Source organism: Bremerella sp. P1, assembly GCF_028748185.1.
GTDB lineage: Bacteria > Planctomycetota > Planctomycetia > Pirellulales > Pirellulaceae > Bremerella.
In genome coordinates this window covers 571,221-597,770 of record NZ_CP118164.1, presented here as the reverse complement: position 1 = coordinate 597,770, position 26,550 = coordinate 571,221, and the positions used below count along the sequence as shown (strand labels likewise).

Below are 26,550 nucleotides of genomic sequence, written 5' to 3'. Positions count from 1 at the left end.
TGGAGAGAGAAAACTACCCTCCCATTGTACGCAGATTCTCAACAACTTGTTTGGCAGAAAGTTCCGGATCGGGCCCCGGCTTCTGGTTCTCGACGGTTTTCCAGGGGCCAGGATCATGGACTTTTAGGCGTTCGAGGTCGCGTTCGGCGTGCGGATTCAATTTGTCCAGCCGTAACGCTTCTTCAGCATGAGCGACACTTTCTTCTTTCAAACCCGCCAAATGAAGGGCCCAAGCCAGCTCGGCATGGTGAATCGCTCGATTGGGAAACAGGCGTGCCGCTTCGCGATAATGGTCGATGGCCGAAAGCAAATGATCGGGATCGTCCGACTGGCGATAGATGTCCAACATCCACTGACCTGCCGAAGCGTGAAGCGGAAACGAGTGACCGGCACGTGTGAAGGTAACGGCTAACGCATCCTCAAAACTATCCAAGAGTGGTTGCCGGGCCTCGAGGCTGGCATCCGCGTTGTTCACCCAACCTTGATAGTACACATTGGCCAGCGCGGATGGTCCTTCTTTGCTCCAGGTATCGGCCGCGGTCGCCAGTTTGGCGTGCTGTTCCATGGCCCGCCAATCGCCGCGGCGTGCGGCAAGCGTTGATAGGCTCATCTGGGTTCGGCGTGCCTGCGAAGGTTGAATGCCCCACAGCGTCACGACCATCAGCCCAATAGCCCCGATGCCAAGCGGAACAAGCTTCCGTTGGAAGTCTTCCAGCAGGACACTCGGACGTGCCGGCGACGCAATCGCCGCGAGCAGGTACAGAGACCCGGCGACGCTTGGAAAGCTGATGCCGCCGGCCGCCAGTAAATTGATCACCAACGCAGCTACCGCAATGCTCAGCCACAAGCGCAGGTTTTGTGTGATCGGCTTGCCCCAAAGCGTCCACGCGACGAATCCGGTCGGGATGATTCCAATAAAGAGCGGCATGAAGTCAGGCGGAACTTCCTGCATGATCATCTGCAGCAGCGGTGCAAAAACCAGTGCCAACCCAGCACCAAGCCAGAGTGGCAAGGCGGACTGTGCGTCCTCTTCGTTGTCGGGTTTGGAGGTCTCCGTGGTCTCATCCGTGGGCTGCGGATCACGAGCAATACGAAGCGTCCAGAAAACCATCGCCGCCACCAGCAGCAAAAGTGCCGGCGTACCAGCGGATGCCCAGACTTCAAAGATAAAGTTGTGCGGGTCGGCCACGGTTTCACTAGCCATCGGCAGCATGAACTCCGGGTAGTAACCCTGGAAGTTGGCGAGCCCGCAACCAAAGACCGGATGGTCCGCAATGATCGCCGCTGCTCCTTGCCAATACTGAAGTCGATAGAGCACGGACTTGGGTGCTTCGCTCAAGACCTCGACATCCAGCACTCCGGTAACGAAGCCCAGCATGAACAGGCCCAGAAAGATGCTCAGGCCTGCGGCCGGAATGATCCATGAGACGCGTCGGCCCATCGACGTTCCGTACAGTCCCAATAAGGTCAGTCCAAATAGAGTCGCTAGCCAGGCGGTACGGCTTTTGGTTAGCAGTAGACAGATCCCCAATAGCACGATGGCTAAAGCCAGACCGCCAACCCGTTTCCAATTCGTCTCGACTGAAAACGAGTTCTTCAACCAACCAAGCGAAATCAAAATCCACGGTACGAGGAAGCCGGCCAAAGAGTTGGTCAGCGTGAACGTAGCGGTCGGTTCGGTACTGTTCAGGCGATTCTCGAATAGGGATCGAAGGGGATTGCCTGGGGTGGGATCGATGCCGTTGTCCAGCAGAAACTGTTCGGGGCTGGCCGCATAGGCCGCACGCTGCGCGGGCATCTCGACCAGGTATTGATAGACGGCAAACGAGGAAACAAACACAGCGAGACAGATCATTGTCGAAAGCATCGCATGACGCTGCGCATCGTTTACCACCCATTGCCGAATCAGAAAGTACGCAATCAATAAATGGGCGTAGTCCCAGAAGCTGTTGAATGCTGCTCGGAGATTTCCTTCGCCGGCGACAAACCAGGTGGAAATGGCCAGCCAGATCAGGAAGCCTGCCAGGCAGGTTTCGGTCCAGCTCCAGCGGATCTCAAGCTTCGGCTTCATCAGGGCGGTCGCGCCCCAGAGCACCAACAGCAAACACCACGCGACCGCGAGCCATAGCTCTGCGCCCCGATCGGGAGAGCCTTCGCTTGAAACAAGCGGAGTGACGACGGCTAGAAATGCGATACCGGTTCCCACGAAGTTGGGCAGTATCGAACTGCCGGAGGGCTCGTTGGTCGGACGTCGATCTTTCTTGGGTTTGGCTGCCATCTATTCGCTTCGATTCCGTTCTTTACGACGGGCCGCCTTTTCGATCAAGGCGATCAGACAGAGTACACAAAACACCAACAGTAAGACAAACACGGCCCCAATCAAATTGACCATGTGCAGCAGCAACGCACCCAGGCCGCATGTCATCGTCAGCAAGTAGATCACTAAAACGGCGCTGGTCTTGCTGAAGCCCATCTCGACCAGGCGGTGGGAAAAATGGCACTTGTCGGCCTCGAACGGACTGCGTCCTTGCCGAATGCGGATGTAGAGCACGGTGATCAAGTCGTACAGCGGCACTGCCAGAATGCACAGGGGAGCTAGGATCGCATGCTGGCGGTTATTTTCGTAGCTGCCGAAAGTCGCCAGGATGGTCATCACGGCCATGCAAAAACCAATCAGGTAACTGCCGGCGTCTCCCATAAAGATCTTCGCTGGCGGTCGATTGTGGTAAAGAAAGCCAAGGATCGATCCGGTAAGCACCAGCAAAAAACCACCGACAAAAAGCTGGGGGCCGGCCGTGGTTGGATCAGGGGCTAATAAAAGGACCGAGGCCAACATGAACGATCCAATTCCGGCGATTCCCGCCGAAAGCCCGTCCATGTTGTCGAGCATGTTGAACGAGTTGATCAACGCCACGATCCAGAACAACGTGACGATTTCCGGTATCCAAGGAATATCGATGAAAAAACTGAGTTTCCAATCGAGAAACCAAACGACTGTCGCGGCAACAGCAAACTGAACGGCAAGACGAATCTTCCAGCCCAGGCCGGTCAAATCGTCGAGTAGCCCTACCGTGAACAGGACGGTTGCCAGGGTCAAAAGGGTCCAAAGCGGAACCGCTTTCTCTTGATACCCAGCCAGGTGGGGCTGTGCAAAGTCCCAGCCACGCTGCAGCCAACTGGAACTAAAGGTCATGTCGGGGTGATTCGATGCGTACCAGACGATGGCCTGGGCGATGGCGAATGGAACAACGAGACCGACCCAAATGCCGATGCCGCCCCCAAGTGGCGTGGGAATCACGTGCACTTTTCGCTCATTAGGAAGATCGACCAGGCCCAGTTTCGGGGCCCAGCGACGTACCAAAAAGGTCGTGATGAGCGACAGAATCAACCCCGGCAACATCGCCGCGACGATAAAAGCAAAGGCAATGCCAGGGCTCCAGGTCACAGTTTTTCCTAGGCAGAAGACTTAAGGATGGAAGAGCAAAGAGTCCATTCTATTTAAAAAGGCGGCAATTCGTAGACCGCCCTTTCTCTTTCTAAGAGGTCATTTGCTGTCGCAGGTAGGCCCGGCAACGATCGAAGAACTCGTGGTACTCCGGCCGTTGGTAATCGGGATAGGTCCACGGCCACGAGGTCCAGGCCTTTCGGCGAAAGTGCAGCGTGACCTCGGCATAGATCCCATCCCGCAAATAAATGCGGTGATCACGATCCTTGGTAGTCGCTAAGACCAGCTTGGCCTCGGAAATGTACCCTGGGTCGAGGTTCAAAGGACGCTCTTCAGGCCACTGGCCTGTTTGAGCGTATTGTTCTTCCCAACCGTTGGACTTTCGTTTCCAATCGGGAAGATCGCCGGGAGATCGCAGCTGAGAAAAGGCCCAGAACTGCTTGTATTGACCGGGCCCCATTTCCTGGTCGTAGTACGTTGTTTCGGTCAACAAGAAGGGTTCGCTGACCAGGGCGATCTCGCCCCAGGCGGCTTCGGCCTGCGATTTGCCCCATTCGAGGGCTTCGCTATGGCAACTAAATGCGGCGACAATCGGTAAGATCTTGCGTGGATCTTGGATCTCTCCCAAGGGATGCTCTTTCGAAGGATATATCTGGGGAAGTGTTGAACGCTTCCCTCATCTTACAAGAAATAAAAAATGCCGCGGATGTTTCCACCCGCGGCACTTTTGTAAGCATCTTTCGACTCTTTCTACACCTTAGAAGGTGAAGATAGCGTCGACACCGTAGAACACACAGTCATCGTGCGTGCCTTCGGCGTATGGCGTGCCGCCACCGTTGTCCAGGTCATCAAACTTCTCGAGGCGAACTTCTGGACGAACGATCACGTTCGCATTTGGCTTCCAGTTCGCACCGAGGGTCAAGGCATAGTAGTTGCCTGGACCGAAGCCAACACGCGAGCCGTCTTCGTCGCAGAACCATTCAGCACGACCACCGAATGCCCAGCAATCGTTGATTTCCTTGAACAGGTATTGGTTCACACCGTACCAGTAGTTGTTTTCGTTACCGGTACCCAAGTTCGACTGAACACCCAGGTCGTGCTGGAACACGTAGCTCCAACCACATCCCATGTCATGAGTCAGCACGAAGCTGTTCATGTAGATGTTACCGCCGTTGGTCTTACCCCAGTCGCCGACGTTAACAGCCCAAGTGAAGCTGGTGCTGTCGGACAGGTCACGGCTGATACCACCGAGGAAGGTCGCTTGAGCTTCCCAGTTGTCGAAAGCCGTGTCCCAACCTTGGGTGTAACCGCCCCACAGAGTCGTGTCTTCGACACCGCTGTAGGTAGCGAGGATACCACCGTGGGTGAACGGCTCGCCGTAGTTCATCGTGTAGGCGTAGCTGTAGAAGAAGTTGTCCGGAGCGGTAACGACTTCGTAACCAATGATGGTGTAGAAGTGACCGACCTTAACTTCCCAGTCGCCCCAAGCGGCGGTCAGGTAAGCTTGAGGAATAGCCGAACCGTAGAGGGCTTCGCCGTCAGCGGTCGTGGCCGAGTTCCAGCCGTTGTCCCAGCGGTAACGATCGCCGTAACCGAAAGATTGCGTGTCAGGACCGTCAGCACCCCACATAGCGTCAACTCGGTAACCGAGATCGAAGCAGTAGGTTTCAGCGTCAGCGGCCTTTTCGACGTACAACCAAGCTTGGTTCAGCGTCGGAGCGTTGGAGATTTGACGGAAGGCAACCGGGGCATTTCCGTTGTTGGTGTTAACACCACGGAAGTTGCCATAGTAACCAGCCGAAACCCAACCACCGATGGTGACACCGCAGTCGTTTTCGCCAAACAGGGTCCAAGCGTCGCCGTGTTCACAGCAACCGAACCAATCCATGCCACCACAGCAGCAATCGCTGTAGCAGCCACAAGTCGAACCACAGGTCGGAGCAGCATCGCAGCCACAAGCTACATCCGTCGCACAACCACAATCGGAAGCGATTGCGTTGTAGCTCACCTGGCTGGCATCATAAATACCAGCTTCCTGAGCCGAAGCGACGGTCGAACCGCCGACCATCATTGCGGCTGCCAACATGGCGGCCTTCCAATCCATTTTCATCGTAAAACTCCCTCCAATTCCCAGGAATTCGTGAGCGTCCATAACGCGAACTACCCAACCGCCGCTCGGATGCCTAAACGCCCGTGTCCATCGGGGCGGGTAATAAAACTTACGCTTCCCCATCGAACCTCTTTTCGACCTCTTTGGTGACTCGCCGGTCAGGGCGAAACCAGGAAGTCTATCGCCGCCAAGGGGCACGATAGGAGGTGCGTAGCGTCTCGCAGCTAGTCCAGGTTTAGTTGGTTTATCGATACAGTCGCTGCGGAAATTCAGTCTGCTATATTCAGGCCGACATCTTTGCCATATCCGCAAGGTCTGCCTCTCTTGCCTAAGATTACGCTCGGGAGCCAGATTCGCCCGATTTGGCTCTAGGGACAGTCCAATGGTGGGGATATTTGCCTAAGAGAGATGTACAGATGTCGATTTGAAACGTCCTAAGTCGACAAATCCCTTGAGTTATGGGCACAGTTCGGTAACAATCAAATTGGATTAAGGAATGCAGCCAGCTTTCTCAGCCACAAACTCCTCTGTGCCGGCTCATCGTTTCGTTCGGAAGGTCTATTCGTATGAAAAGTAATGTCTCTCGCGCGACGAGCGTACGTCGCGGCTTCACGCTTGTGGAGCTCCTCGTCGTGATTGCGATTATTGGGATTCTGGTTGGTTTGACCCTTCCTGCCGTGCAAGCAGCCCGCGAAGCGGCCCGTCGTGCCCAGTGTCAGAACAATTTGAAGCAGATTGGCCTCGCGCTGATCAACTCGGAATCTGAAAAGGGTTCATTGCCCATCGCCGTCGATTCCAACAATTTCACATGGATCGCGAAAATTCTGCCTGAGTTGGAACAGGGCAACCTGTACGATACCCTGAATCTTACCGTCAGTGCTTCGGCCGCCGCGAACGCGCCGTTCCTGGAGACGCAATTGGAAATGCTCCAATGCCCTTCCGACCCGGAAATGGGTGATAACGCGTCGGTATCTGACGTAGGCATCACGAACTACGCGGGTTCGCAAGGTTACCTTTGCGGTGTCGACGCCCAGCAATTCAATGGTGGTTCCGCCACCGCAGTCTCAGGGTCACTTTCGCGTCCCCCATTCGTTGCGGCCGCGCCTTATGCAAGCAAGAAGGTTGACTTGGGTGGTGTCTTTCGGCCAAATCTGCCAACCAACCTAGCCAAAGTATCGGACGGCCTTTCCAACACGGTATTGGTTGCCGAGGTGACGGCCGCTGGCTTTACCGGCAGCTCGGACGTTACGCAGACTGACTCGGGTGAATCCGCGTTTATTACGTCGAGCTCGGGTCACGCTCGGTCGGCCTTGATTGGGGTCTATTACAGCGGCTCCGGAGTAACCGTGGGTAGCGTCAGTACCTCGGGTTATGAACCAGGCGGAACTGCGACCCCGGGTGCGGGATTGTTTGCCCCTGTTTTCATTTCCGGAGAGTCCATCAACACGAACCGGAACAGTGCCTGTACGGCACACAACGTCGAACAGTGCGTCATGGGTGATGGATCGGTCAAATCGTTGCCACTGACGACCGATCACGCCGTCTGGATGCAATTGACGGCCATGGCTGACGGAACCGTGATCAACTAAGTAAGTCCGGTCGAGTCGACGCTACAAAAAGAAAAGGGAGTGCAGCCCAAGGTTGCACTCCCTTTTTCGTTGTCTATCAACGACCTGCCAGGCTTAGTAAGCCTTGGCGATCACCATCCTGCGGGCAACATCCTGCCCGGTGAACAAGCACTTCCCTGGTTCGTCGTCACCGTCAACAGGAATGCAGCGGGCCGTTAGTTTCAGCTTCTTCAGCTCTTCCTCGACTTCTTTCACATCGGCACAGTGGACGTAAGCGAAGCCACCATGGATTTCAGGCTTATCGTCGCTTTTCGGAGTGAACCACTTCTTCAGTTCATCGATCGAGTCGACCTTACGCGTGTTGTCCTCGCGTAGCTTCTTCGCTTTCTCGAACAAGCCATCTTGAATCTCGGAAAGCATGTCGGCAATCCCTGCGACGAACTGATCGACCGGGATGCCCTGCTTGTCTTTCGGCGTTTGGTCACGGCGGCCAACGAACACACTTCCCGAGGCCACATCACGCGGGCCAACTTCAACGCGAACCGGCACGCCACGTTTGATGTGATACCAAGTCTTCTCACCGCCTCGCAGGTCACGATCGTCCATCATCACGCGAACCGGGGCACCGTCGTAGGACTGCGCCTTGAGCTTAGCTTCCAATTCATCGCAGAACGCGAGAACCGTAGCCTTCTCTTCATCGCTGCGGTAGATCGGCAGGATCACGATGTGTTTTGGGGCCAGTCGCGGCGGGACGACCAAGCCATCGTCGTCGCTGTGGGTCATAATCAGACCGCCGACCAGACGCGTCGAAACGCCCCACGACGTGGTCCAGGCAAATTCCTCGGTCCCTTCGGCCGACTGGAACTTGATCTCCTGGGCCTTTGAGAAGTTCTGGCCCAGGAAGTGGGATGTGCCTGCTTGCAGGGCTTTGCGGTCCTGCATCATGGCTTCGATGCTGACCGTCATGTCAGCCCCCGGGAAGCGTTCCCACGATGGCTTCTCGCCTTTGATGACCGGCATGGCCATGTAGTTTTCGGCGAAGTCGGCGTAGACGTCGAGCATCTGACGCGTTTCAAACAGGGCCTCTTCCTTGGTGGCATGCGCCGTGTGACCTTCTTGCCACAGGAACTCGGCTGTCCGCAGAAACATGCGGGTACGCAGTTCCCAACGAACGACGTTGGCCCACTGATTGATCAGGATAGGCAAATCGCGGTACGACTGGACCCACTTGGCGTACATGGCGCCGATGATCGTTTCACTGGTTGGACGCACAATCAGTGGTTCATCCAGTTTGCCGGCCGGTACCAGGCCTCCGTCTGGGCCAGGTTCCAGGCGGTGATGCGTGACGACTGCACATTCCTTGGCAAAGCCTTCGACGTGCTCGGCCTCTTTTTCCAAAAAGCTCATCGGGATAAAGAGGGGGAAATACGCATTCTCGTGGCCGGTGTCCTTGAACATGCCATCGAGAACTTTCTGCATGTTCTCCCAAATACCCCAGCCCCACGGTTTGATCACCATGCATCCGCGTACGGGAGATACCTCGGCCAGATCAGCGGCCTTGATCACCTGTTGATACCACTCGGGATAGTCCGCTTCGCGAGTCGGGCTAATTGCATTCTTGGGCGCCTTGGCCATCGGGATCCCTATGTTCCTATGTCTTTTATGAGGGCAAATTTGCACCATTGGGTGGACCGGCATTCTAAAAAAATCTGCCTGCTGCGGACAGCCGAGGTAGTTCTGCGTTTACATGCAACTACATTTGCGGGTCCTTGTTCAGACTAGGGGGTGTCTCTAGAATCGCCTCCAACCTTCTCTATTGGGGGGGGCGAGCGCTTTGCGGAACAGCAGATGTTGGAATAGACAAGATAGGACCCGGAATGGCCAGAAGAAGCATTACGCAGTTGGGTGAAAATGAAAGCATCAACGAGGTTTACGTCGCCTCCAGTAAGCAGCTTCGTCCCAATCGCCAGGGTAACCTCTATCTGCAAATGCAACTCTCCGACAAGTCGGGTGCCGTCAACGCAATGATGTGGAACGCCAACGAAGGCATCTACAAGCGTTTTGAAGATGGTGATTACATCCGAATCCAAGGGACATCGCAGTTCTACAATGGGGCCATGCAGGTCATCGTTTCACATATCGAGAAAGTCGATGCCCGCGATGTTGATGAATCCGACTTCATGCAGGTCAGTCCCCAACGCATGGATGCCATGCTCAAGGAACTCGCCGAGCATTTGCGGTCGATCCGCAATATTCATCTGCGAAACTTGGCCGAGTGCTTCCTGATCGACGAGGCACTAATTGCTCGCTTCCGTAAATCGCCGGCCGCGGTAAAGAACCACCACGCCTACGAAGGCGGTTTGCTGGAGCATGTCGTCAATCTGATCAAGGTCGGCAAGGCAATTGTGCCGTTCTACCCGCAGGTCGACGAAGATCTGTTGGTCTTGGGCATTCTGTTCCACGACCTGGGCAAAGTCGACGAACTAAGTTCCGGTAAGGGCCTTGCTTACAGTGACGAAGGCCAGTTGATCGGGCACCTGGTGAGCGGGGTAAGTATCGTCGATCGACTGACCAAGGAAGCCGAAAAGCTGGGTGGTGAGCCTTTCCCTGAAGAGCTTGCCCTGCGGATCAAGCACATGGTCGTCAGCCACCATGGGAAGCTTGAGTATGGCAGCCCGAAGGTTCCGATGACGGCGGAAGCGCTCGCTTTGCACTACATCGATAGCCTGGATGCCCACATGCACGGCTTCGAGAAGCTGCTTGCCGACGATGTGAACACTGACAGCCGCTGGACGACCTATAGTCCTCAGTTCGGCCGGAAGCTTTACAAGGGTGGGCACTCGTAAAAGGGCCGTATCGTACGATGAATCATTTTCAACGACATCTTTTCCACGAGGGGCAATTGTCGATGCAATGTCGATAATTTTGGGGCCCCCACGCGTCGTCGCGCACTCGTTTTCAGAGGAATTCGCCCTGAAATCTGCGGGGAAGAATGCGTCGTGTAAGTTGTAAGTTCTTGTTGTTATTGGTTTTGTGGCTTGGGGCTCGAAGTTGCAGTGACCGTCCTACGGACGATTTCTCTAGGAATCTGAGAAGCTCACATTTATGATACCTTTACCCCCTATTCACTCCATCTCAACGTTTCTCTGCCATAAAAGGCAATGTTCCGAAAGGTTTCCTTAAGCTTCCATCGCAACTTCGCAGGATCCCTTTCAGTTGCAATGGCCCCACGGCTAAGGCCTTCGAGTCCCTTAGAACTTCGATCAGGATGGAGCCTGTCAAATTATGGGTGCCATGTCGCGCAATCGAAATCGGGTTAGAACCTTATTTTTCAGCGATCTTCACTTGGGTTGTCCCTACGCCCGAGTTGAACCCTTTTTAGATCTGCTGAATCAACACGAACCACAATACATCTACATTGTGGGAGACTTCATCGATGGATGGCGTCTTCGCAAGCGTTGGCACTGGGAGCCGGTATACAATGCCATCCTGAGCCGATTGTTCGAGATGTCTCAGACCGGAACGAAGATCTTCTACACGCCTGGCAATCACGACGATTTCCTGCGTAGTTTCCGCTTCAAGTTCGATTTCGTCGAGATCGCCGACCAGTTCATCCACCACTGCCCTAACGGCCGTCGGATCTTGGTCACCCACGGCGACAAGTTCGACCAGGTCGAAAAGAAGGCCAAGTGGATTTCGGTGATGGGGTCGTTCCTGTACGACTCGATTTGCTGGGCAGACCAACGCGTCAATCGTTGGCGTCGGCATTACAACCTCAGCCGCTGGCCGTTGGCGGCGACCATCAAAAAGAACGTCAAATCGGCAGTCCAGTTCGTTAGCGACTTTGAAGACAGCCTGATGTTGCATGCCAAGTCACTGGAGTGTCAGGGCGTGATTTGCGGCCATATCCATACGCCGATCGTCGTTGAAAAGCATGGCATCACGTACTACAACACCGGCGATTGGATCGAAAATAGTACGGCGTTGTTGGAATATACCGACGGTCGCTACGAAATAATTGATGTGCCGCATGAAACCAATCCAGATGCCGCCCAGGTAATCCCTTTGGATCCGGCAGAGGTCGAACGACGCCGACAGGAACTGATGGCCGCGGCACTAGGCGTCGACTTGCGGGGATCGGATGAAGCCCCCGTACTGGCAGTTCCTTTCCATGCTGACGAGAGCCGTTAAGAGCATCTTCCACGTTTCAAGGATGAACCTCGAATTCATGGGAATTGTCTTGTCTCGCAGCAGCGCGGGAGCATATACATTACAATCACTGCAAACGCAGCGACATTTGAGCGGAGTGTTTGACGGGGTTGAGGATCAGCCCTCTTAAGTTCCGCCGAGAGATTCTTCCCCAAGTAGTTATGGCGAAAATCTTCTACAGCATGTCGGGTGAGGGGCGTGGACACGCGGCCCGAGTTCGGACGATGACGGAGCATCTCCGCCACGAACATGAACTCGTCCTGTTCGCGCCCAATGAAGCATACGACTTCCTTGCCCCCATCTATAACAAGCCAGAGTTTCCTGGCGTGGAAGTTCGCAAATTGCCGGGGCTGAAGTTTTATTACACCCAGCGGCGGCTCGATCTCTCGAAATCGATTTACGAGGGATTCAAGTTCCTAGGGCAGTTGAAGAAGAACATTCGCGAAACGACCGAGGTCCTCAAGAGCGAAAAGCCGGATCTGATCGTTTCCGATTTCGAGCCCATCCTGCCCAAGGCGGCTAGCAAGTGCGACATCCCGGTGGTCAGCCTGAATCATCAGGATTTCCTGCTGGCCTACGATTTGTCGTCGCTACCGTCCAGTTTGCAGTGGTATGCATGGGCCATGGGGTTTGTCGTCAAGGCACACCATGTCGAGAAGCAAGCGACGGTCGTTTCGTCGTTCTTCACGCCCAAGCTTCGGCCCGGCTACCAGGATGTTGTTCAGGTTGGTCCCCTGCTCCGCCCCGATGTGTGCGAGGCGCAGCCGTCGCAAGAAGGGTTCATCCTGTCGTACGTGCGAAAAGCGACCACCGACGACACGCTTGAACTGCTCAAAGCGTGCGATCGACCTGTGAAGGTCTATGGCCTGGGAAAACGACCCGCCGACGGTCCCATGACCTTTCATGAAATTGATGAGCAAAGATTTACAGACGACTTTATTCACTGCGACGCGTTGATCGGCGCCGCAGGCAATCAATCGCTCGGCGAGGCGATTTACCTGGGCAAGCCTGTGTTGGCACTGCCGGAGTCCTCGCATCACGAGCAGATGATCAATTCCCACTACCTGAAAGAGATGGGCGTGGGAAGCTGGACGGCGATTGAATCGTTCGCCAAGTCCAACCTCGTTTCGTTTCTCGACGGACTCTCGAAGTTCCGCGAGAACCTGGCCCAATATCAGGGTCAAACCAACGGGAATCCTCCGGCATTGGCTGCCATTCGCAAGCATCTGCCGTCGACAACATTAGTGTAAGAGCCCATCCTGGCAATGGTTGCCAGGCCCCAAGAGGATCCCAGGCTCTTGAAAGCAATTCTCTCTAAATCGCCGCTAGGGCGGTTCTTATGATTGCTCGTCTGAAGGGCGAGCCGTAAACTTGGATTATGGAAATAGAAGAAATCGAAGCAAAGTTACTTCATCACGTAAACGGACCGAACTACCAACCGGTCAAACCAAAAGTCATCGCCAAAAAGTTGGGCCTAACCGAGGATGATCGGAAGCCCTTCAAACGAGCCCTGAAGCGGCTCATTCGGAAAGGATTGGTTCGCTACGGAGCTAATCATCTGGTCAAAAAGCCCTCGGCTGAAGATGGCGACAAGCGGATTGTTGGCCGTTATCAACGCAACGCCAAAGGATTTGGATTCGTCCGCCCGCAAGGTGTTGCTCCCTCCAAAGGTCGCGAAGCCGATATCTTTGTCCCGCCGCGGCGAGGAATGGATGCCGCCACCGGCGACCTGGTGCTCATTCGTACTTACCTGGGACGGGGTCCTGGCGGCGACCAACGCCTGTGCGGCGAAGTCGTCGAGGTGGTCGAACGCGAAACGCATCGTTTCGTGGGAACGTACTACGAGACCCATGGCATGGCCCTGGTACAGGTCGATGGACGCATCTTCGCCGAGCCGATCCCGGTAGGAGATCCCGGCGCGAAGAATGCCCAGCCGGAAGACAAAGTCGTGATCGAAATGGTCCGCTTTCCTTCGCATGCCCATGATGGCGAAGCGGTCCTCGTGGAAGTGCTGGGCAAGCGTGGCGAACCCGGCGTCGACTTGATGTCGATCATCGTCGAATACGATCTGCCACGCGAGTTCCCCGAAGCAGCGTTGGACGTTGCCCGCGAACAAGCCGAGTTGTTTGACGAGTCGATCCCCGAAGGTCGGCGAGACTTCACCCCGGACACGGTCATCACGATCGATCCGATCGATGCCCGCGACTTCGACGACGCGATCAGTTTAGAACGGCTCGACAACGGTCACTGGATCCTCGGTGTGCATATCGCCGACGTTTCGCACTTCGTTCCCGAAGGAAGTGCGTTGGATGTCGAAGCCCGTGACCGTGCGACCAGTGTCTACTTGCCGGACAAAGTCATTCCGATGTTGCCGGAAACGATCAGCAACAACCTGGCCAGCTTGCAACCGGACAAGGTGCGGTACACGCGAACGGCGATCATCGAGTTCACTCCGGAAGGTGCCCGCGTGAACTGTGAAGTTTGCAAGGGAGCAATCCTCAGCAAACGCCGCTTCGCCTATGAAGAAGTGGACGAGTATCTGGCCGATCGCGAGCCGTGGAAGGAAAAGCTGACGCCGGAAGTCTTCGGCTTGCTCGGCCGTATGCACGAACTCGCGATGATGCTCCGCAAGCGTCGATTCGCTCGTGGCAGCATGGAACTGAGCATGCCGGAATTGAAGCTCGACATCAACAAAGATGGCGAAGTGATCGGCGCGCACACGGTCGAAAACACCGAGAGCCATCAGATCATCGAAGAGTTCATGCTGGCGGCCAATGAAGCGGTGGCCGAGGCGCTGTTCGACCGTGATTTGTTCTTCCTGCGTCGTGCCCATGCTTCGCCTGACCCGAAGAAACTAGCCGACCTGACCGAGTTCGTCCGCGATCTGGGCATTGAGTGCGATAGCCTGGAAAGCCGGTTCGAGATCATCCGAGTCTTGAACGAAGTCAAAGGAAAGCCAGAGCAAGCCGCGGTCAACTATGCCGTGCTGCGAAGCATGCAGAAGGCGGTGTACAGTCCTGACGAGATCGGTCACTACGCCTTGGCGAGTGAGCACTATTGCCACTTCACCTCGCCGATTCGCCGCTACCCTGACCTGACGATCCATCGCATGTTCGACTTGATCGAGCATGGCGTCCGGCCGCCGCAAGACTTCGGCCAGATGCAGCTCGAAGGAGAGCACTGCAGCGAACGCGAGCAACGGGCCGCCGATGCCGAGCGGGAACTGGTCAAAATCAAACTGCTCACCTACATGAGCACCCGCATCGGTGAAGAAGTCGATGCCGTGGTGACTGGGGTCGAATCGTTTGGGCTCTTCGTCCAGGCCTTGGATGTCCCGGCCGACGGTCTGGTCCGGATCGATTCGCTCAACGATGACTTCTACCGTTACGATCAGACCACCCATAGCTTGGTGGGACATCACGAAGGGAATTCGTTCCGACTGGGCGATGTCCTGACGGTGCGGATCGCCCGGGTCGACCTCGATCGACGCGAACTCGACTACCAGTTCATCGAAAAGACGGGCGAGCAAAGCTCCAAGCAACCGGCCAAGTCGCTGGGCGGGGGCCGGTCTGGCGGCAGTAAGTACAAGCCGAAGGTGCAGAGCTCGAGCATGAAGTTCTCGGCCCAATCAAGCCGTCCCAAGAAGGGTGGCCGGGATGGTCATAAGTCGAAGCAAGGGACTTCGCCGTCTCGCCCGAAGAAGGATAAACGCTCGAAACGACGGGGACGGTAGCGATTCCAGGCGGTTCTTGTGGGTTTTCCCCTGGTCGGTAATACTTGCGGGTCGGTATTCGTTTGATTTTCCCCAACTAGATGATCGATCCATTCCATGACCCATCCCTGGATTGCCGAACGTACAGCTTCTTTCGACTCGAGCGGAATCCGTAAGGTCTTTGATCTTGCGGCGAACATGACCGATCCGATCAATCTTTCGATCGGTCAGCCGGACTTTGACGTTCCGCAAGAGGTCAAGGACGCGGCGATCGATGCGATCCAAGGAGGCAAGAACGGCTATGCTCTGACCCAGGGCATGCCCATTCTGCGGGAAAAGCTGCAGGCCCAGATCAACGACGAATATGGTCACGAGGACCGCAAGGTTTTCGTTTCCTCAGGCACCAGTGGCGGGCTCGTTCTATCGATGCTGGCCATGGTCAACCCAGGCGACGAGGTGATCATCTTCGATCCCTACTTCGTTATGTACACCTCACTGGTCAAGCTGGTGGGTGGCGTGCCGGTGGTGCTGAGCACCTACCCCGACTTCCAGATCGACGTCCAGAAGGTGGCCGATGCGATCACCGACAAGACGAAGCTGATCCTGCTCAATAGCCCGGCCAATCCGACCGGTGTGGTCGCCAAAAAGGAAGTCGTCGAGGCCGTATCGAAACTGGCCCAGGAAAAGAATATTGCGATCGTCTCGGATGAGATCTATCGCGTGTTCACGTACGACGACAGCTTCTGCTCGCCGGCGACCTACAACGAGAACACGATCGTGATCGATGGGTTCTCCAAGAGCTACGGCATGACGGGCTGGCGTTTGGGTTTTGTGCATGGACCGTCGGCGGTCATCGATACGATGATCAAGCTGCAGCAGTACACGTTCGTGTGTGCTCCGCAACCGGTCCAATGGGCCGGTGCAGCCGCGATGGAAGTCGATATGTCCTCGCACGTCGCAGACTACGGTAAGAAGCGTGATCGATTGATTGACGGCATCTCGGATCTGTACGAGATCTCGAAGCCAGGCGGTGCGTTCTACGTCTTCCCGAAAGCCCCCTGGGGAACCGGTACCGAGTTCGTTACCAAGGCGATCGAGAATAACCTGTTGATCATCCCCGGCAATATCTTTAGCAACCAGAACACACACTTCCGTATTTCGTACGCAGCGACCAACGAAACAATCGATCGCGGAATCGAAGTGCTGCGAAAGCTGGCCAAAGAAGGCGGCAGTTAAAACTACTGATGAATCGTGAACGGCGTTCTAGGCCGTTCCGATTCAATGCCATTGAGCCGCGCGAGAATGTCTTGCAGGATACGCTGTTCGAGTAGGACATCGCGGCAAAGGGGAATCCAACCGTCGGTTTGAGGTCCCAGTTCGCTGGTCGACTCCTGGCTACGTAGCGTGCCGTCGAAGCGAACGCCATCCAGGGCCATTTGGGTGTTGGAAGGTCCGGTGACGTCTTCCATCTCTTTGTGAACTTCGACCCCGATGAAGTAGCCCCCCTGCTCTGGCGTGACGCGCACGATGCAGCGGCGGCGGATCGTTTGCAGGGTGCTCTCCAGTTTTTCGTAGCCACGAGTGGAATCGGTATGCCACGGTTCGAGCATGGTGCTGCCGATTCGCGGATAGGTTTCCAGGCGGCCTTCGGTGAGTTGTCCGGCAACGACGCGGACGCGTTGTTCGGTACGAATTTTGAAGTGGGTATCGACCGCATCGACAATCTGTTCCCACATCAGTTCATGATCACGGATGGGGACAAAGTGGGGATTATCGACCGGGGCCTCCGGCGCATGCCCAGCGTGATGCAGCATCGGTACGAAACTGCTACAGCCAATACTGCCTAAAAGCAGCGAGCAAATTAGAGGTATCCACCTCGCCAAGGTTGCGCTCCTGTCGACTAAATAGAGGGAGCGAGAGTTTGACGAATCGACCTGACGACAGCAAGGTCAAATCACCGACTTGCTAGCATGCAGGCAAGAAGCACCTCAGGCCGTGACATACATCACGGCCTGAGGTGCGTTTTCTGGTGGTTTTTGGCAAGGACGCTTAACCGTAGTTCTCGTCCATACCCAATCGCATCCGAAGTTCCTCGAACTGCTGCTGGTATTGCTGCGACGAGGAGTGGACGTGCTCGGCTTCCGTGATGAACTTCATCTCGGGGCTGGGGTAAACGTCTCGGTCGATGAAGGCCTGTTCAAAGTGCTTCAACTCGTTGCCGTAGACGATCAGCAGTTTGTGCTCGTCGAACTGAACTTCCAGCGGCTGGTGGGGATTCAAAACAGCGATCCCCGTGCAACCGTCGTTCAGCAGCAGATCTTCGTAGTCCCAAAGAATGCTCTTGAGAACGGGAAGATCGATATGTTCGCGGTACATGTCGCCGCCAGGTCGGCCATCGGCGTGATGACTCGATTCGAGGACGACATCGACTTCGGTTCCCAGCGGATCCAGCAGATCCATGAATGTATCGAATAGGTTTGACCGCGTGGCACTTCCCATCAGGACAGGAACCGTGCTGCCAGTTTGTTCGTCGCGGTACGTTTCTCGGCGGAAGCCTTGCGTAGGAACCACCTTCAAATCAAACGACGGGCGAACCGCATCGGTTAATTCAAAGCCGTTGTAGCTTCCAACGTCCAGGTGTGCTTCTAATTGCTCTTCCGAGAGTTGTTCGAAACTATTGGCGATATGGCCCATTTCGTTCTCGTGGAAAACACTTTTGAAAAAATTCTTCAAGAAGCCCATGAGTGCCTCTGCTCCGGTGATCTTGCTCGGTGAAGACGCTTGAGTGTCTCGCCCGAGTTGTTCTCTGGTTCTTTTCAAATCCTAGGTTGGATTCTGGTCGTGTGACGCCTTTTCTTGGGGATGTGTTTCCCGCAAAGGGCGTCCGCTGATTGGGCCTGCTTAGCGAGGCACGACCAGCGGTGTTTCACGCGAATCTACCGAGAACATAGCACCGTAAAACGGGCCACTTTCGAGGCTTAGGTGACAATCTTTGAAATCAAACAAATCAATTTCCTTGGCGCTCGCGGCGCCCAATCGCAACCTATGCCGGTGGTCGATCCTTGCCTTGATCGTTACGACCGTCCCAAATACGTCGCCGCATGGGCTCGGATGGTGTGAATTGCTTTCGAGATGATTCCTTGGCGAAACGCATGTGGTGTTTGGTATACTTCCCGGTAGTCTCGATGTCCCCTTTTGGAAGCTTTTCTCCCCGCCTGCATGATGCCACGCCCCAATCAACGCATTGCATGGATGATTTCGTTTGGGCTGATCTGTATCGGATGTACCGGTTGTCCGGACCCATCTGCGCCCCAGCCGCCGAAACAGAATTCGGAAAAAATTAATTCCTCGCAGGAAAGTTGGGGGGCGATCGTTCTTCAGGGCGAGAAAATCGGTCACACGATGGAGAAGGTCGAGCATCTTACGCACGGTCAGACCAAGTACGTCCGGACCACCACGGTCGAGCAGCTTCAGATCCAACGGGCTGGTCAGCCACTGAAGATGACCGTCGAGAACGTATTTCTGGCATCCGAGGACGGTGCATTAAAGCAGTTCACCACCAAGATCGATCAAGCCGGTTCCGTGACGCGGTTCACCGGCCAGACCTCCAGCGACGGCAAAACGTTGTCGATCTCGACTCAGGGAGGGCAGAATCAAGCGGCCTCAAGCGACCAAATCGGCTGGCAGCCAGACTACGGCGGGCTGCATGCGGTGTATCGCTTATTTCAAAAGCCTCCTATTAAAGCGGGCCAAGAGCGTTCCGTGATGGCCCTTGTGCCCACGATGAATCGTATCGCTAAGCACACCATTGAGGGACAGAAAAGTGAAGCCGTGACCATGCTGGACGGCTCGACCATCACTCTTCTGAAAACGAAGTACCTGACCGAGATTCAGGGGCAGCCACCCCTGGAATCGACGGCCTGGGTCGATGATGCCGGCGAAATCGTGAAGATGACCTCCCCGGTTCAAAACTTCGAGATCTACCGCTGCTCCCAAGAGTTCGCCCTGAGCCCCAACAAGACGGTTTCGTTTGATCTGGCACTCGATACGATTGTCCCGGTCGAGGGCATGCCGGAGGCTGGTCTGGATGACTTTAAGGAATTGACCTATCAGTTGAAACTGAAGTCAGGCGACCCGGCCAAGATTTTCGCGAGTGCCAGTAATCAAAAGGTCACCCCCGGCGACGGGCATTCTGCCAAGCTGCAAGTGTGGCGAATCCGTCCTGAGACTCCCCTGCCTGCCGGATTGCCGAAAAGTAGCAAGCCGACCGAAGCCGACCTGGCACCCAGCCCGTTGGTTCAGTTCCAAGATCCGGCCGTTCAGGCACTGCTGCATAAGACCGCCTTTCCCGGGGCAGATGCCACCCAGCAGGCAATCCTCCTGGAAAAGTTCGTCCACGATACGATCGAGGAGAAAAACTTCTCGCAGGGATTTCTTTCCGCTGCCGAAGTTGCGCAAGGGAAGACGGGCGATTGCACGGAGCACGCTGTTTTGCTGATGGCTCTCTTGCGTGCGAAGAACTTTCCTGCCCGCGGGGCGCTCGGCCTGGTGTATGTCGACTACGGCGATAAGAAAGGCTTCGCCTATCACATGTGGACGGAAGCCTGGATCGGCGACCGCTGGATGCCGTTGGATGCGACCCGAGGCAAAGGAGGCATCGGCGTCCAGTACATCAAAGTAACCGATACCGACCTGAGCGGCTCCGGAGCATTCGCCGCATTCCTGCCGGTAACGCAGGTCATCGGTCAGCTCGAGATCGATGTGGCGAAGTAGAGTTCCCCTTGTGATTTCGATTCATTCATCTTAAGGCCTAGAAGGCCTGTCGAATGTAACCAGGGGTAATAACCCCTGGTTATGAAATGCGAAAAAAGTTAGCCCTTCCAGGGCTTTCTTCTTTTCTGTTCGCTGATACCAGGGGCTCGCGCCCCTGGCTACATTCGGTCGGGCCTCCGGCCCTTAGGAGGGTGAACTAAGATTCGTCACCCACATGCTGGGCCACCGCCGCCAAGAGTCCGTCGATGGTTTGCTCTTGAATGATGTGGGGCGGATCCCAATCAAACCACTGGGCGTCGCCGTGCTCGGTGAGTTTGAGTTCGACCTCGTTCTCGAGTCGCGCCAGAAAATAGACAACAGTCTTCAAGGCATCGACGCCGCCAAACTTCCGTTTGTAGTTGACCACATATTGCAGCTCGTACCGGAAGTCTGGATCGACCGTGATGTCCTGGGCCGTAATGCCGGTCTCTTCTTCCAATTCCCGCAGGGCGCACTCCATTTCCGTTTCCCCCTCGTCGACGTGCCCCTTGGGCAGGTCCCAACGCTTGGGGTGCTTCATCAACAGAAACGACTCGATCGGGTTCCCTTTGACAATCAGAAAGCCGCAGGCCTTGGTCTGCGGCATGGATTGATCCGTCATGTTGCTCGTTACTTTTCTTCCGTGGGTTTGTCTTCCGGGAACGTGAAGTCCGCGATGAAGAGCTGGCTGCTGTGATCATCGGTGCGGGTGCTGGTCCACATCAACTTCTTGCCATCAGGCGAAAAGACAGGCAGCACGTCGGCCGCTGGGCTGTCGGTGATACGCCAGATCGGACCCGGCTTGATGGCGTCGTCCGTTTCTTCGTACTTCATCAGCCACAGGTCGTAGTTAGGACGCCCTGGCTTCGAGTGATCGGCACCGGCCCAAATGATATACGGCTTGGTCGGATGCCAATAGGGAGCCCAGTTCACCCCGACGTTATCGGTCAGCTGAAACTCTTTTTCGCCATCGACCGAAATCACGTAAATCTGCAGGAAGCCTTCTTGCTTGCGATCGCTGCGAAAGACAATCCATTTGCCGTTGGGCGAGATAAACGGTCCCCCGTCGTATCCTTTGGCGTTGGTCAACTGCTTCAGGTTCGCGCCGTCGGCATCCATGATGTACAGGTCGGGGTCGCCGTCGCGGTCGCTGCAGAAGGCAATCTTCTTGCCGTCGTACGAGAAGGCCCCTTCGGCGTCGTAGCCTTTGGCGGTCGTCAGACGGGTAAGCTTGCCCGACTTCATATCTTTGAGGTAGATGTCGGTGTAAGGATCAAAGTCCCACGAGTACCGACGACGCTGTCCCGTGCGACGTTCTTCTTCCTGCTTGGCGACTTCTTCGTCTTCGGTCTGCTTCATGTTCGGGTCGCTATGGCTGCTGGCGAACAGGATGTTCTTGCCGTCGACCGTGAAGTAAGCGCACGTCGTGCGACCACGACCAGTGCTGACCAGTTCTGGCTCGCCGCCGGCCAGGGGCTGGGTATAGATTTGATAGAACGGGTACTGGGGAGGAACGGCCTGGTAGACGATTCGCTCGCCATCGGGCGAGAAGTATCCTTCCCCGGCCTTAACCATGCCGGAGGTAACCTGGCGGACGTTGGCAAGGTATCCGGATTCGACCGATGGGGTGTCGGCCTGCTCTTGGGCATGTACTAGTGAGATAGTAGTGAAGATCGAAACAAGGGTGGCAAGCGGTAAAATGGTGTGCAAACGCATCAGCATCGAGGCGGCTCCCAGATGTGGTAGGCAAACGACAAACGCGGAAGGGTTTTCGTCCATTATAGGCAGCTTGCCACCCTCCGTCCGGTCTTGATGCGTCATCTCCTACCGAAAAAAGTTACGAGAACTGGAGTTATCTACTTTACGCGGAGCCCGTCGACCCCTATTTTTTGTACTGACTTTGTGCAACTTCCGCATCAGGCAAGACACTGGGACGTCTCTCCCGGACCAGTGGCGGGATCGCAGAGCACCACGAGCGCGATGATCCAGGCAAATCATCAGGCGGCGCGCGTAGTACTCACAATCTGGTAAATCCTTTTTTCGAGGTGGAGATTCATGCGCACGTATTTCCTTCGAGGACGATCGGCTTGCGCGCTGATCACTATGTTAGTCGGACTCATCCTATGTCAGCCGTTGGCGGCCCAACTCGCTCCTGAGACGAACGAGCAACCGCCGGCTGAAGAGAAGAACGTCCCGGTCGAAGCCGGCAACGCTGGCGAAGTGGAGGTCCCTGAAGAAGAGACCCCTGGGCTCGATACCGGCGACAATGCCTGGATGCTGACTTCCAGTGCGCTGGTTCTATTCATGACCGCCCCTGGTCTGGCGATGTTCTACAGCGGCTTGGTTCGCAAAAAGAATGTCTTGGGCGTGATGATGCAGTGTCTCTTCCTGATGGGCCTGATGACGGTCGTCTGGAGCCTGTGGGGGTACACCCTTTGCTTCGGTGGCTCGAATCCCTATTTCGGCGATCTTGAGTTTCTGTTTATGAACAACGTCCAACCGGCCTGGGATGCCGAACTGGGCGAGCCGGTTACTCCGATGCACGGAACCATTCCGGAATACACGTTCATGTTGTTCCAAGGGATGTTCTTTATCATCACTCCGGCACTGATCTGCGGTGCGTTTGCCGAACGGATGAAGTTCTCGGCGATGGCGGTCTTCTCGGTCCTGTGGGGAACGCTGGTCTACTGCCCGCTTTGTCACTGGGTGTGGGACGGCGGGATTCTCGCCTACGGAGAAGCCGATTCGCTGGCCGGTGGCGCGCTGGACTTTGCTGGTGGTACCGTGGTGCATATCAGCTCCGGGATCTCGGCGTTGGTTTGTGCGATCTTTGTTGGAAAGCGTTTGGGCTTTGGCCACGACGACATGCGTCCGCACAACTTGACCTACACCACGCTAGGTGCCGCCATGCTGTGGGTCGGTTGGTTTGGCTTCAATGCCGGTAGTGCTGGTGCCGCGAATGGCCTGGCCTCGAACGCATTTGCCGTCACGCACTTCTCGGCTGCTGCCGGTGCGGTGGCTTGGTCGCTGATGGAATGGATCCTGCGTGGCAAGCCGAGCGTGCTCGGATGTGCTTCGGGTGCGGTTGCCGGTCTGGTTTGTATTACCCCGGCCGCTGGCTTCGTTTTGCCGATGCCCGCACTGGCCATGGGAGCCGCCGCAGGGATTGTTTGCTACTACGCATGTGCTGTGCTGAAACAAAGCATGGGCTACGACGACTCGCTGGACGCGTTTGGCGTTCACGGCGTTGGTGGAACCTTGGGAGCCGTGCTCACCGGTGTCTTTGCTTCGCGTCACGTTTGTGGCGACTTGACCGGTGGCGAACCGATCGGCTTGTACGAAGGGGGCGGTGTTTCGCTTGTCATCGGCCAGGTGGTTGCCGTGTTGGTAACGATCGCCTTTTCGGTGGTGGCTACCGTGATCTTGCTGAAGCTGATTGATATTGTCATCGGCCTGCGAGTGACCCAGGAAAGCGAAATCCGTGGTCTGGATATCTCCGAACACGGGGAAGAAGGCTACATCTTCAGCTAACGTCGCACGCCATCAGGGCGATGCATTTTCATATTTTACGACCGGGCCAGGCGTGACTGGCTCGGTCCATCGAACAGAACTAAGGCGCACTAGGAGATATACCGATGAAAAAGATCGAAGCGGTTATCCGCCATTTCAAATTGGACGATGTGAAAAACGCGCTGAGCGAACAGGGAGTGTTCGGCATGACCGTGATCGAGGTTTCGGGCTACGGTCGGCAAAAAGGACACACCGAGACGTATCGCGGCACGGAATACGCAGTCGACTTCGTCCCGAAGAAGAAGATCGAAGTCGTTTGTAGCGACGAAAATCTGCAGAAGGTGATCGACACCATCCTGCGGACGGCCCAAACCGGCCAAATTGGTGACGGAAAAATCTTTGTTACCAATTTAGAAGACAGTATCCGTATCCGAACTGGCGAAACTGGGGAAGACGCCATTTGAATGACCGGCACGGATAACTAATTGGACTAAACTAGGAACGGCGCCACCGAGTTGAGTCGGCGCCGTTTTTTTACTTGAAGAGACAGGCGAAGCATTCCATGGCAGCACTGCGCCTTCGTGAATCGGTTATCGCAGCAAAACAGAAGCTCGCAGCGGACCGAGAAAAACTCAAACGCCAGCATCAGGCCGGTACGCCTGGTGTTCAGTTATGCGCGCAAATCACCGATTGCTTCGATGCCATCCTTTTGGAACTGGTCAACGCCGCAGCGGAAGACGTGCCGGGGTTCACCTCCGAGCGCGTATTGAGCAACATCACGATCGTTCCGCATGGTGGTTATGGACGACGTGACACGGCTCCGTACTCCGACATCGACTTGATGATCATGCACTCGCCAACCTTTCGCGAACCGGCGATACAGTTCACCAAGCGGCTGCAGCAAGACGTGTTCGACGTAGGGCTGATTTTGGGACATAGTCTGAGAACGCCGAAGCAGGCGATCTCGGCGGCACTTTCCGATGCAACGATCTTCACTTCGCTGGCCGAGAATCGCTTCCTCGCTGGTAGTGTCGGACTGTTCCGCGACTTTGCCGAGCCCTTTCGTCGAAAGGGAAAGCTTCACTTCCGGAGACTCTATCACGCGATCATGGCGTCGCGAGACGAAGAACGCGCCCAGTATGGCGAGATCGTCCACCTGCTCGAGCCGAACATTAAACGCTCGAGTGGAGCTTTGCGTGGAATCCAGATGGTGCGTTGGCTCGGCTTCGCCAAGTTTGGCGAAAATGATATGGACGCACTCAATCGCATCGGTGCGATCTCAGACCGCGATCGCAAGATACTGCGAGACGCCCGTGAGTATCTTTTGCGACTGAGAAACGAACTGCACTTCCATGCCGGCAAGTCGTCTGACTTGCTCGATCGCGCCGAGCAGATTCGCATTGCCGAGTTGTATGGATTCAAAGGAACCGATGGGCTGTTGCCGGTCGAGCAGTTCATGCAGACCTACTTCGAGCAGACCGGTGGCGTCCGCGACGCGGCCCGGCACTTCATCGCCTCGATCCGACCTCAGTCCCCCATCACGACGATCTTCGGCCCGATCATGACCCGCCGTGTCGATCGTGATTTTCATGTGGGGCCTTATCGCATCAGTACGTCGAAGCGATGGAAGCAGCACCGCGCTGGTCAGATTGACCAGGTCTTGGAGCTGATGATTGCGGCCAGTCGGTTTAACCGTCAGATCGATCACCCGACCTGGGAAGTGATCCGCAGCAAGATGCAGGGTCAAGGCGAAATCGAAATGACCGAAGCGACTCGCAAGGCGTTTTTGACGTTCTTGTCCGAGCCTGGTCGACTGGGTGAACTGCTGCGTCGATTGCATGAATTGCGGCTGTTGGAAAAGATTGTCCCCGGCATGGCTCACGCCCGGTGCCTGTTGCAGTTCAATCAGTATCACAAGTACACCGTCGACGCCCATTGCATTAAGACGGTCGAGTGTGCCACCCAGTTCCTCGAGCGGGACGATACGCTGGGGGCGGTGTACATGAAGATCAAGAAAAAGTGGCTACTGCACCTGGCCCTGCTGATTCACGATCTGGGGAAAGGGTTTTCCGAAGATCACAGCATCGTAGGGGCTCGCATCGCTGCGGAAGTTGCCGATCGGCTCTGGTTGTCTCCACAGGACAAAGAGACGCTCGTGCACCTGGTGCTGCATCACCTGACCATGTCGCACCTGGCGTTTCGTCGCGACACTTCCGATGAACAGTTGGTGCTGAGCTTCGCCATGGAGAACGGTCCGGCCGAGCGAATGCGGATGCTGTTCGTGCTGACGTGTGCTGACTTCGCTGGCGTCGGCCCCGGCACGCTTAACGACTGGAAAGTGCGAGTCCTCACCGATCTTTATCGACGTTCGATGCAGAACCTGGGCGGGGACGACACGGTCGATACGGTTGCCCAGCGGCGTAAGAAACTCGATCGACTGGCATCGCTGGTTCGCGGCCACGAAAACGAAGAGTGGTACCGCCACGTGATCGATTCGTTGCCTGAAGGCTTCCTCCAGGAAACGCCCGCCACGCAGATTGTTCGCGACTTGGAACAGCTGCACGCGATGAAGGACGACTCGCCGATGGTCGCGTGTCAGTACCGCGAAGATCGCGGCGTGCTAGAGATTACGATCGGTACGCGGGAAGCCCTGATGCAAGGTGTCTTCCATCGCCTGACCGCCGCAGTGACCAGCCAGCGGATGACGATTCTCGCCGCCGAGATCAACACGCTCGCCGATGGGCTGGTTCTCGACCGGTACTTCGTGCAAGACCAAGATCACGATGGCCAGTCGCCGCCTGAGCGGATGGAGGATATTTGCCAACGCATTCGTAAATACCTGACGGCCTCGGAGGAGAAAGCCCCGACGTTCACATCGACGTGGACCTCGCGCGTTCAGCGGCTGGCAGAAGAAGCGATTCCGATTCCTACGGAAATCAAAATCGACAACGAGACGTCCGATCAGTTTACGATCGTCGAGGTCTTTACGCAGGACCGCCAGGGACTGCTCTACCTGATTTCACGAATGCTCTACGATATCGACCTGAGCGTTCACGTGGCCCGGATCACGACGCACTTGGATCAGGTCGTTGACGTGTTTTACGTTACCGATTCGGATGGCAAGAAGATCTTCGACGAAGAGCGACTCGAGGCGATCAAACGCACCTTGGGCGAAGCCCTCGTCGAGCAGGCATCGTAGGGCCGG

The 26,550-nt window shown here is 55.9% G+C and carries 19 protein-coding genes; 10 read left to right on the top strand and 9 right to left on the bottom strand.

Annotated elements, in window-relative coordinates; translation table 11 throughout:
- Positions 1 to 13: 13 nt before the first annotated feature.
- The 4 genes from PSR63_RS02460 to PSR63_RS02445 form a co-directional block, all read right to left on the bottom strand.
- Complete coding sequence (locus tag PSR63_RS02460) at positions 14 to 2,278, bottom strand: O-antigen ligase family protein (protein ID WP_274330432.1); 2,265 nt, start codon at positions 2,276 to 2,278, stop codon at positions 14 to 16.
- Entirely contained in the window at positions 2,279 to 3,445 is a 1,167-nt protein-coding gene (locus PSR63_RS02455; RefSeq protein WP_274330431.1) for an MraY family glycosyltransferase, read from the bottom strand.
- 91 nt (positions 3,446 to 3,536) lie between these two features.
- Positions 3,537 to 4,073, bottom strand: a complete 537-nt coding sequence (locus PSR63_RS02450; RefSeq protein WP_274330429.1) for a DUF4416 family protein — start codon at positions 4,071 to 4,073, stop codon at positions 3,537 to 3,539.
- A gap of 129 nt (positions 4,074 to 4,202) precedes the next feature.
- On the bottom strand, positions 4,203 to 5,555 hold the full coding sequence (locus PSR63_RS02445; protein ID WP_274330427.1) for a porin: 1,353 nt from the start codon (positions 5,553 to 5,555) through the stop codon (positions 4,203 to 4,205).
- Positions 5,556 to 6,121: 566 nt separating this feature from the next.
- On the opposite strand from PSR63_RS02445, the gene PSR63_RS02440 reads away from it, so the two are divergent.
- On the top strand, positions 6,122 to 7,144 hold the full coding sequence (locus PSR63_RS02440) for a DUF1559 family PulG-like putative transporter (protein ID WP_274330426.1): 1,023 nt from the start codon (positions 6,122 to 6,124) through the stop codon (positions 7,142 to 7,144).
- 93 nt (positions 7,145 to 7,237) lie between these two features.
- Here the strand turns inward: PSR63_RS02440 and proS are convergent, their stop codons facing one another.
- On the bottom strand, positions 7,238 to 8,758 hold the full coding sequence (proS, locus tag PSR63_RS02435) for a proline--tRNA ligase (RefSeq protein WP_274330425.1): 1,521 nt from the start codon (positions 8,756 to 8,758) through the stop codon (positions 7,238 to 7,240).
- Positions 8,759 to 9,000: 242 nt separating this feature from the next.
- Between proS and PSR63_RS02430 the strand changes: the two genes are divergently transcribed.
- From PSR63_RS02430 to PSR63_RS02410, 5 genes are all read left to right on the top strand, one after another.
- On the top strand, positions 9,001 to 9,969 hold the full coding sequence (locus PSR63_RS02430; protein WP_274330423.1) for a 3'-5' exoribonuclease YhaM family protein: 969 nt from the start codon (positions 9,001 to 9,003) through the stop codon (positions 9,967 to 9,969).
- Positions 9,970 to 10,408: 439 nt separating this feature from the next.
- Positions 10,409 to 11,314 (top strand): UDP-2,3-diacylglucosamine diphosphatase, encoded by a 906-nt coding sequence (locus PSR63_RS02425; RefSeq protein ID WP_338000660.1) that lies wholly within the window; start codon positions 10,409 to 10,411, stop codon positions 11,312 to 11,314.
- 179 nt (positions 11,315 to 11,493) lie between these two features.
- Positions 11,494 to 12,582, top strand: coding sequence for a glycosyltransferase family protein (locus tag PSR63_RS02420; RefSeq protein ID WP_274330422.1), 1,089 nt, complete (start codon positions 11,494 to 11,496; stop codon positions 12,580 to 12,582).
- Between the two features lie 128 nt (positions 12,583 to 12,710).
- Complete coding sequence (rnr, locus tag PSR63_RS02415; protein WP_274330421.1) at positions 12,711 to 15,065, top strand: ribonuclease R; 2,355 nt, start codon at positions 12,711 to 12,713, stop codon at positions 15,063 to 15,065.
- 96 nt (positions 15,066 to 15,161) lie between these two features.
- Positions 15,162 to 16,280, top strand: coding sequence for a pyridoxal phosphate-dependent aminotransferase (locus PSR63_RS02410; RefSeq protein WP_274330420.1), 1,119 nt, complete (start codon positions 15,162 to 15,164; stop codon positions 16,278 to 16,280).
- A 2-nt stretch (positions 16,281 to 16,282) separates the two neighbouring features.
- Here the strand turns inward: PSR63_RS02410 and PSR63_RS02405 are convergent, their stop codons facing one another.
- A complete protein-coding gene (locus PSR63_RS02405; RefSeq protein WP_274330419.1) occupies positions 16,283 to 16,858 on the bottom strand; it encodes a hypothetical protein in 576 nt (191 codons plus the stop codon).
- A gap of 235 nt (positions 16,859 to 17,093) precedes the next feature.
- Positions 17,094 to 17,738: a hypothetical protein gene (locus PSR63_RS02400; RefSeq protein WP_274330417.1), complete on the bottom strand. Its 645-nt coding sequence runs from the start codon at positions 17,736 to 17,738 to the stop codon at positions 17,094 to 17,096.
- Positions 17,739 to 18,446: 708 nt separating this feature from the next.
- Between PSR63_RS02400 and PSR63_RS02395 the strand changes: the two genes are divergently transcribed.
- Entirely contained in the window at positions 18,447 to 19,817 is a 1,371-nt protein-coding gene (locus PSR63_RS02395) for a transglutaminase-like domain-containing protein (RefSeq protein ID WP_274330415.1), read from the top strand.
- 196 nt (positions 19,818 to 20,013) lie between these two features.
- On the opposite strand, the gene PSR63_RS02390 is transcribed toward PSR63_RS02395, so the two are convergent.
- Positions 20,014 to 20,457 carry a bis(5'-nucleosyl)-tetraphosphatase gene (locus PSR63_RS02390; RefSeq protein WP_274330413.1) on the bottom strand — a complete coding sequence of 148 codons (444 nt, stop codon included), beginning with the start codon at positions 20,455 to 20,457 and terminating at the stop codon, positions 20,014 to 20,016.
- An 8-nt stretch (positions 20,458 to 20,465) separates the two neighbouring features.
- On the bottom strand, positions 20,466 to 21,614 hold the full coding sequence (locus tag PSR63_RS02385) for a TolB family protein (RefSeq protein WP_274330412.1): 1,149 nt from the start codon (positions 21,612 to 21,614) through the stop codon (positions 20,466 to 20,468).
- Between the two features lie 276 nt (positions 21,615 to 21,890).
- Here PSR63_RS02385 and PSR63_RS02380 point away from each other — a divergent pair, with 276 nt between their 5' ends.
- The 3 genes from PSR63_RS02380 to glnD all read left to right on the top strand — a co-directional run bounded on the left by PSR63_RS02380 (position 21,891) and on the right by glnD (position 26,544).
- Positions 21,891 to 23,366: an ammonium transporter gene (locus PSR63_RS02380; RefSeq protein WP_274330410.1), complete on the top strand. Its 1,476-nt coding sequence runs from the start codon at positions 21,891 to 21,893 to the stop codon at positions 23,364 to 23,366.
- 104 nt (positions 23,367 to 23,470) lie between these two features.
- Positions 23,471 to 23,809, top strand: a complete 339-nt coding sequence (locus tag PSR63_RS02375) for a P-II family nitrogen regulator (RefSeq protein ID WP_274330409.1) — start codon at positions 23,471 to 23,473, stop codon at positions 23,807 to 23,809.
- A 98-nt stretch (positions 23,810 to 23,907) separates the two neighbouring features.
- Complete coding sequence (glnD, locus tag PSR63_RS02370; protein ID WP_274330407.1) at positions 23,908 to 26,544, top strand: [protein-PII] uridylyltransferase; 2,637 nt, start codon at positions 23,908 to 23,910, stop codon at positions 26,542 to 26,544.
- The last annotated feature ends 6 nt before the right edge of the window (positions 26,545 to 26,550 follow it).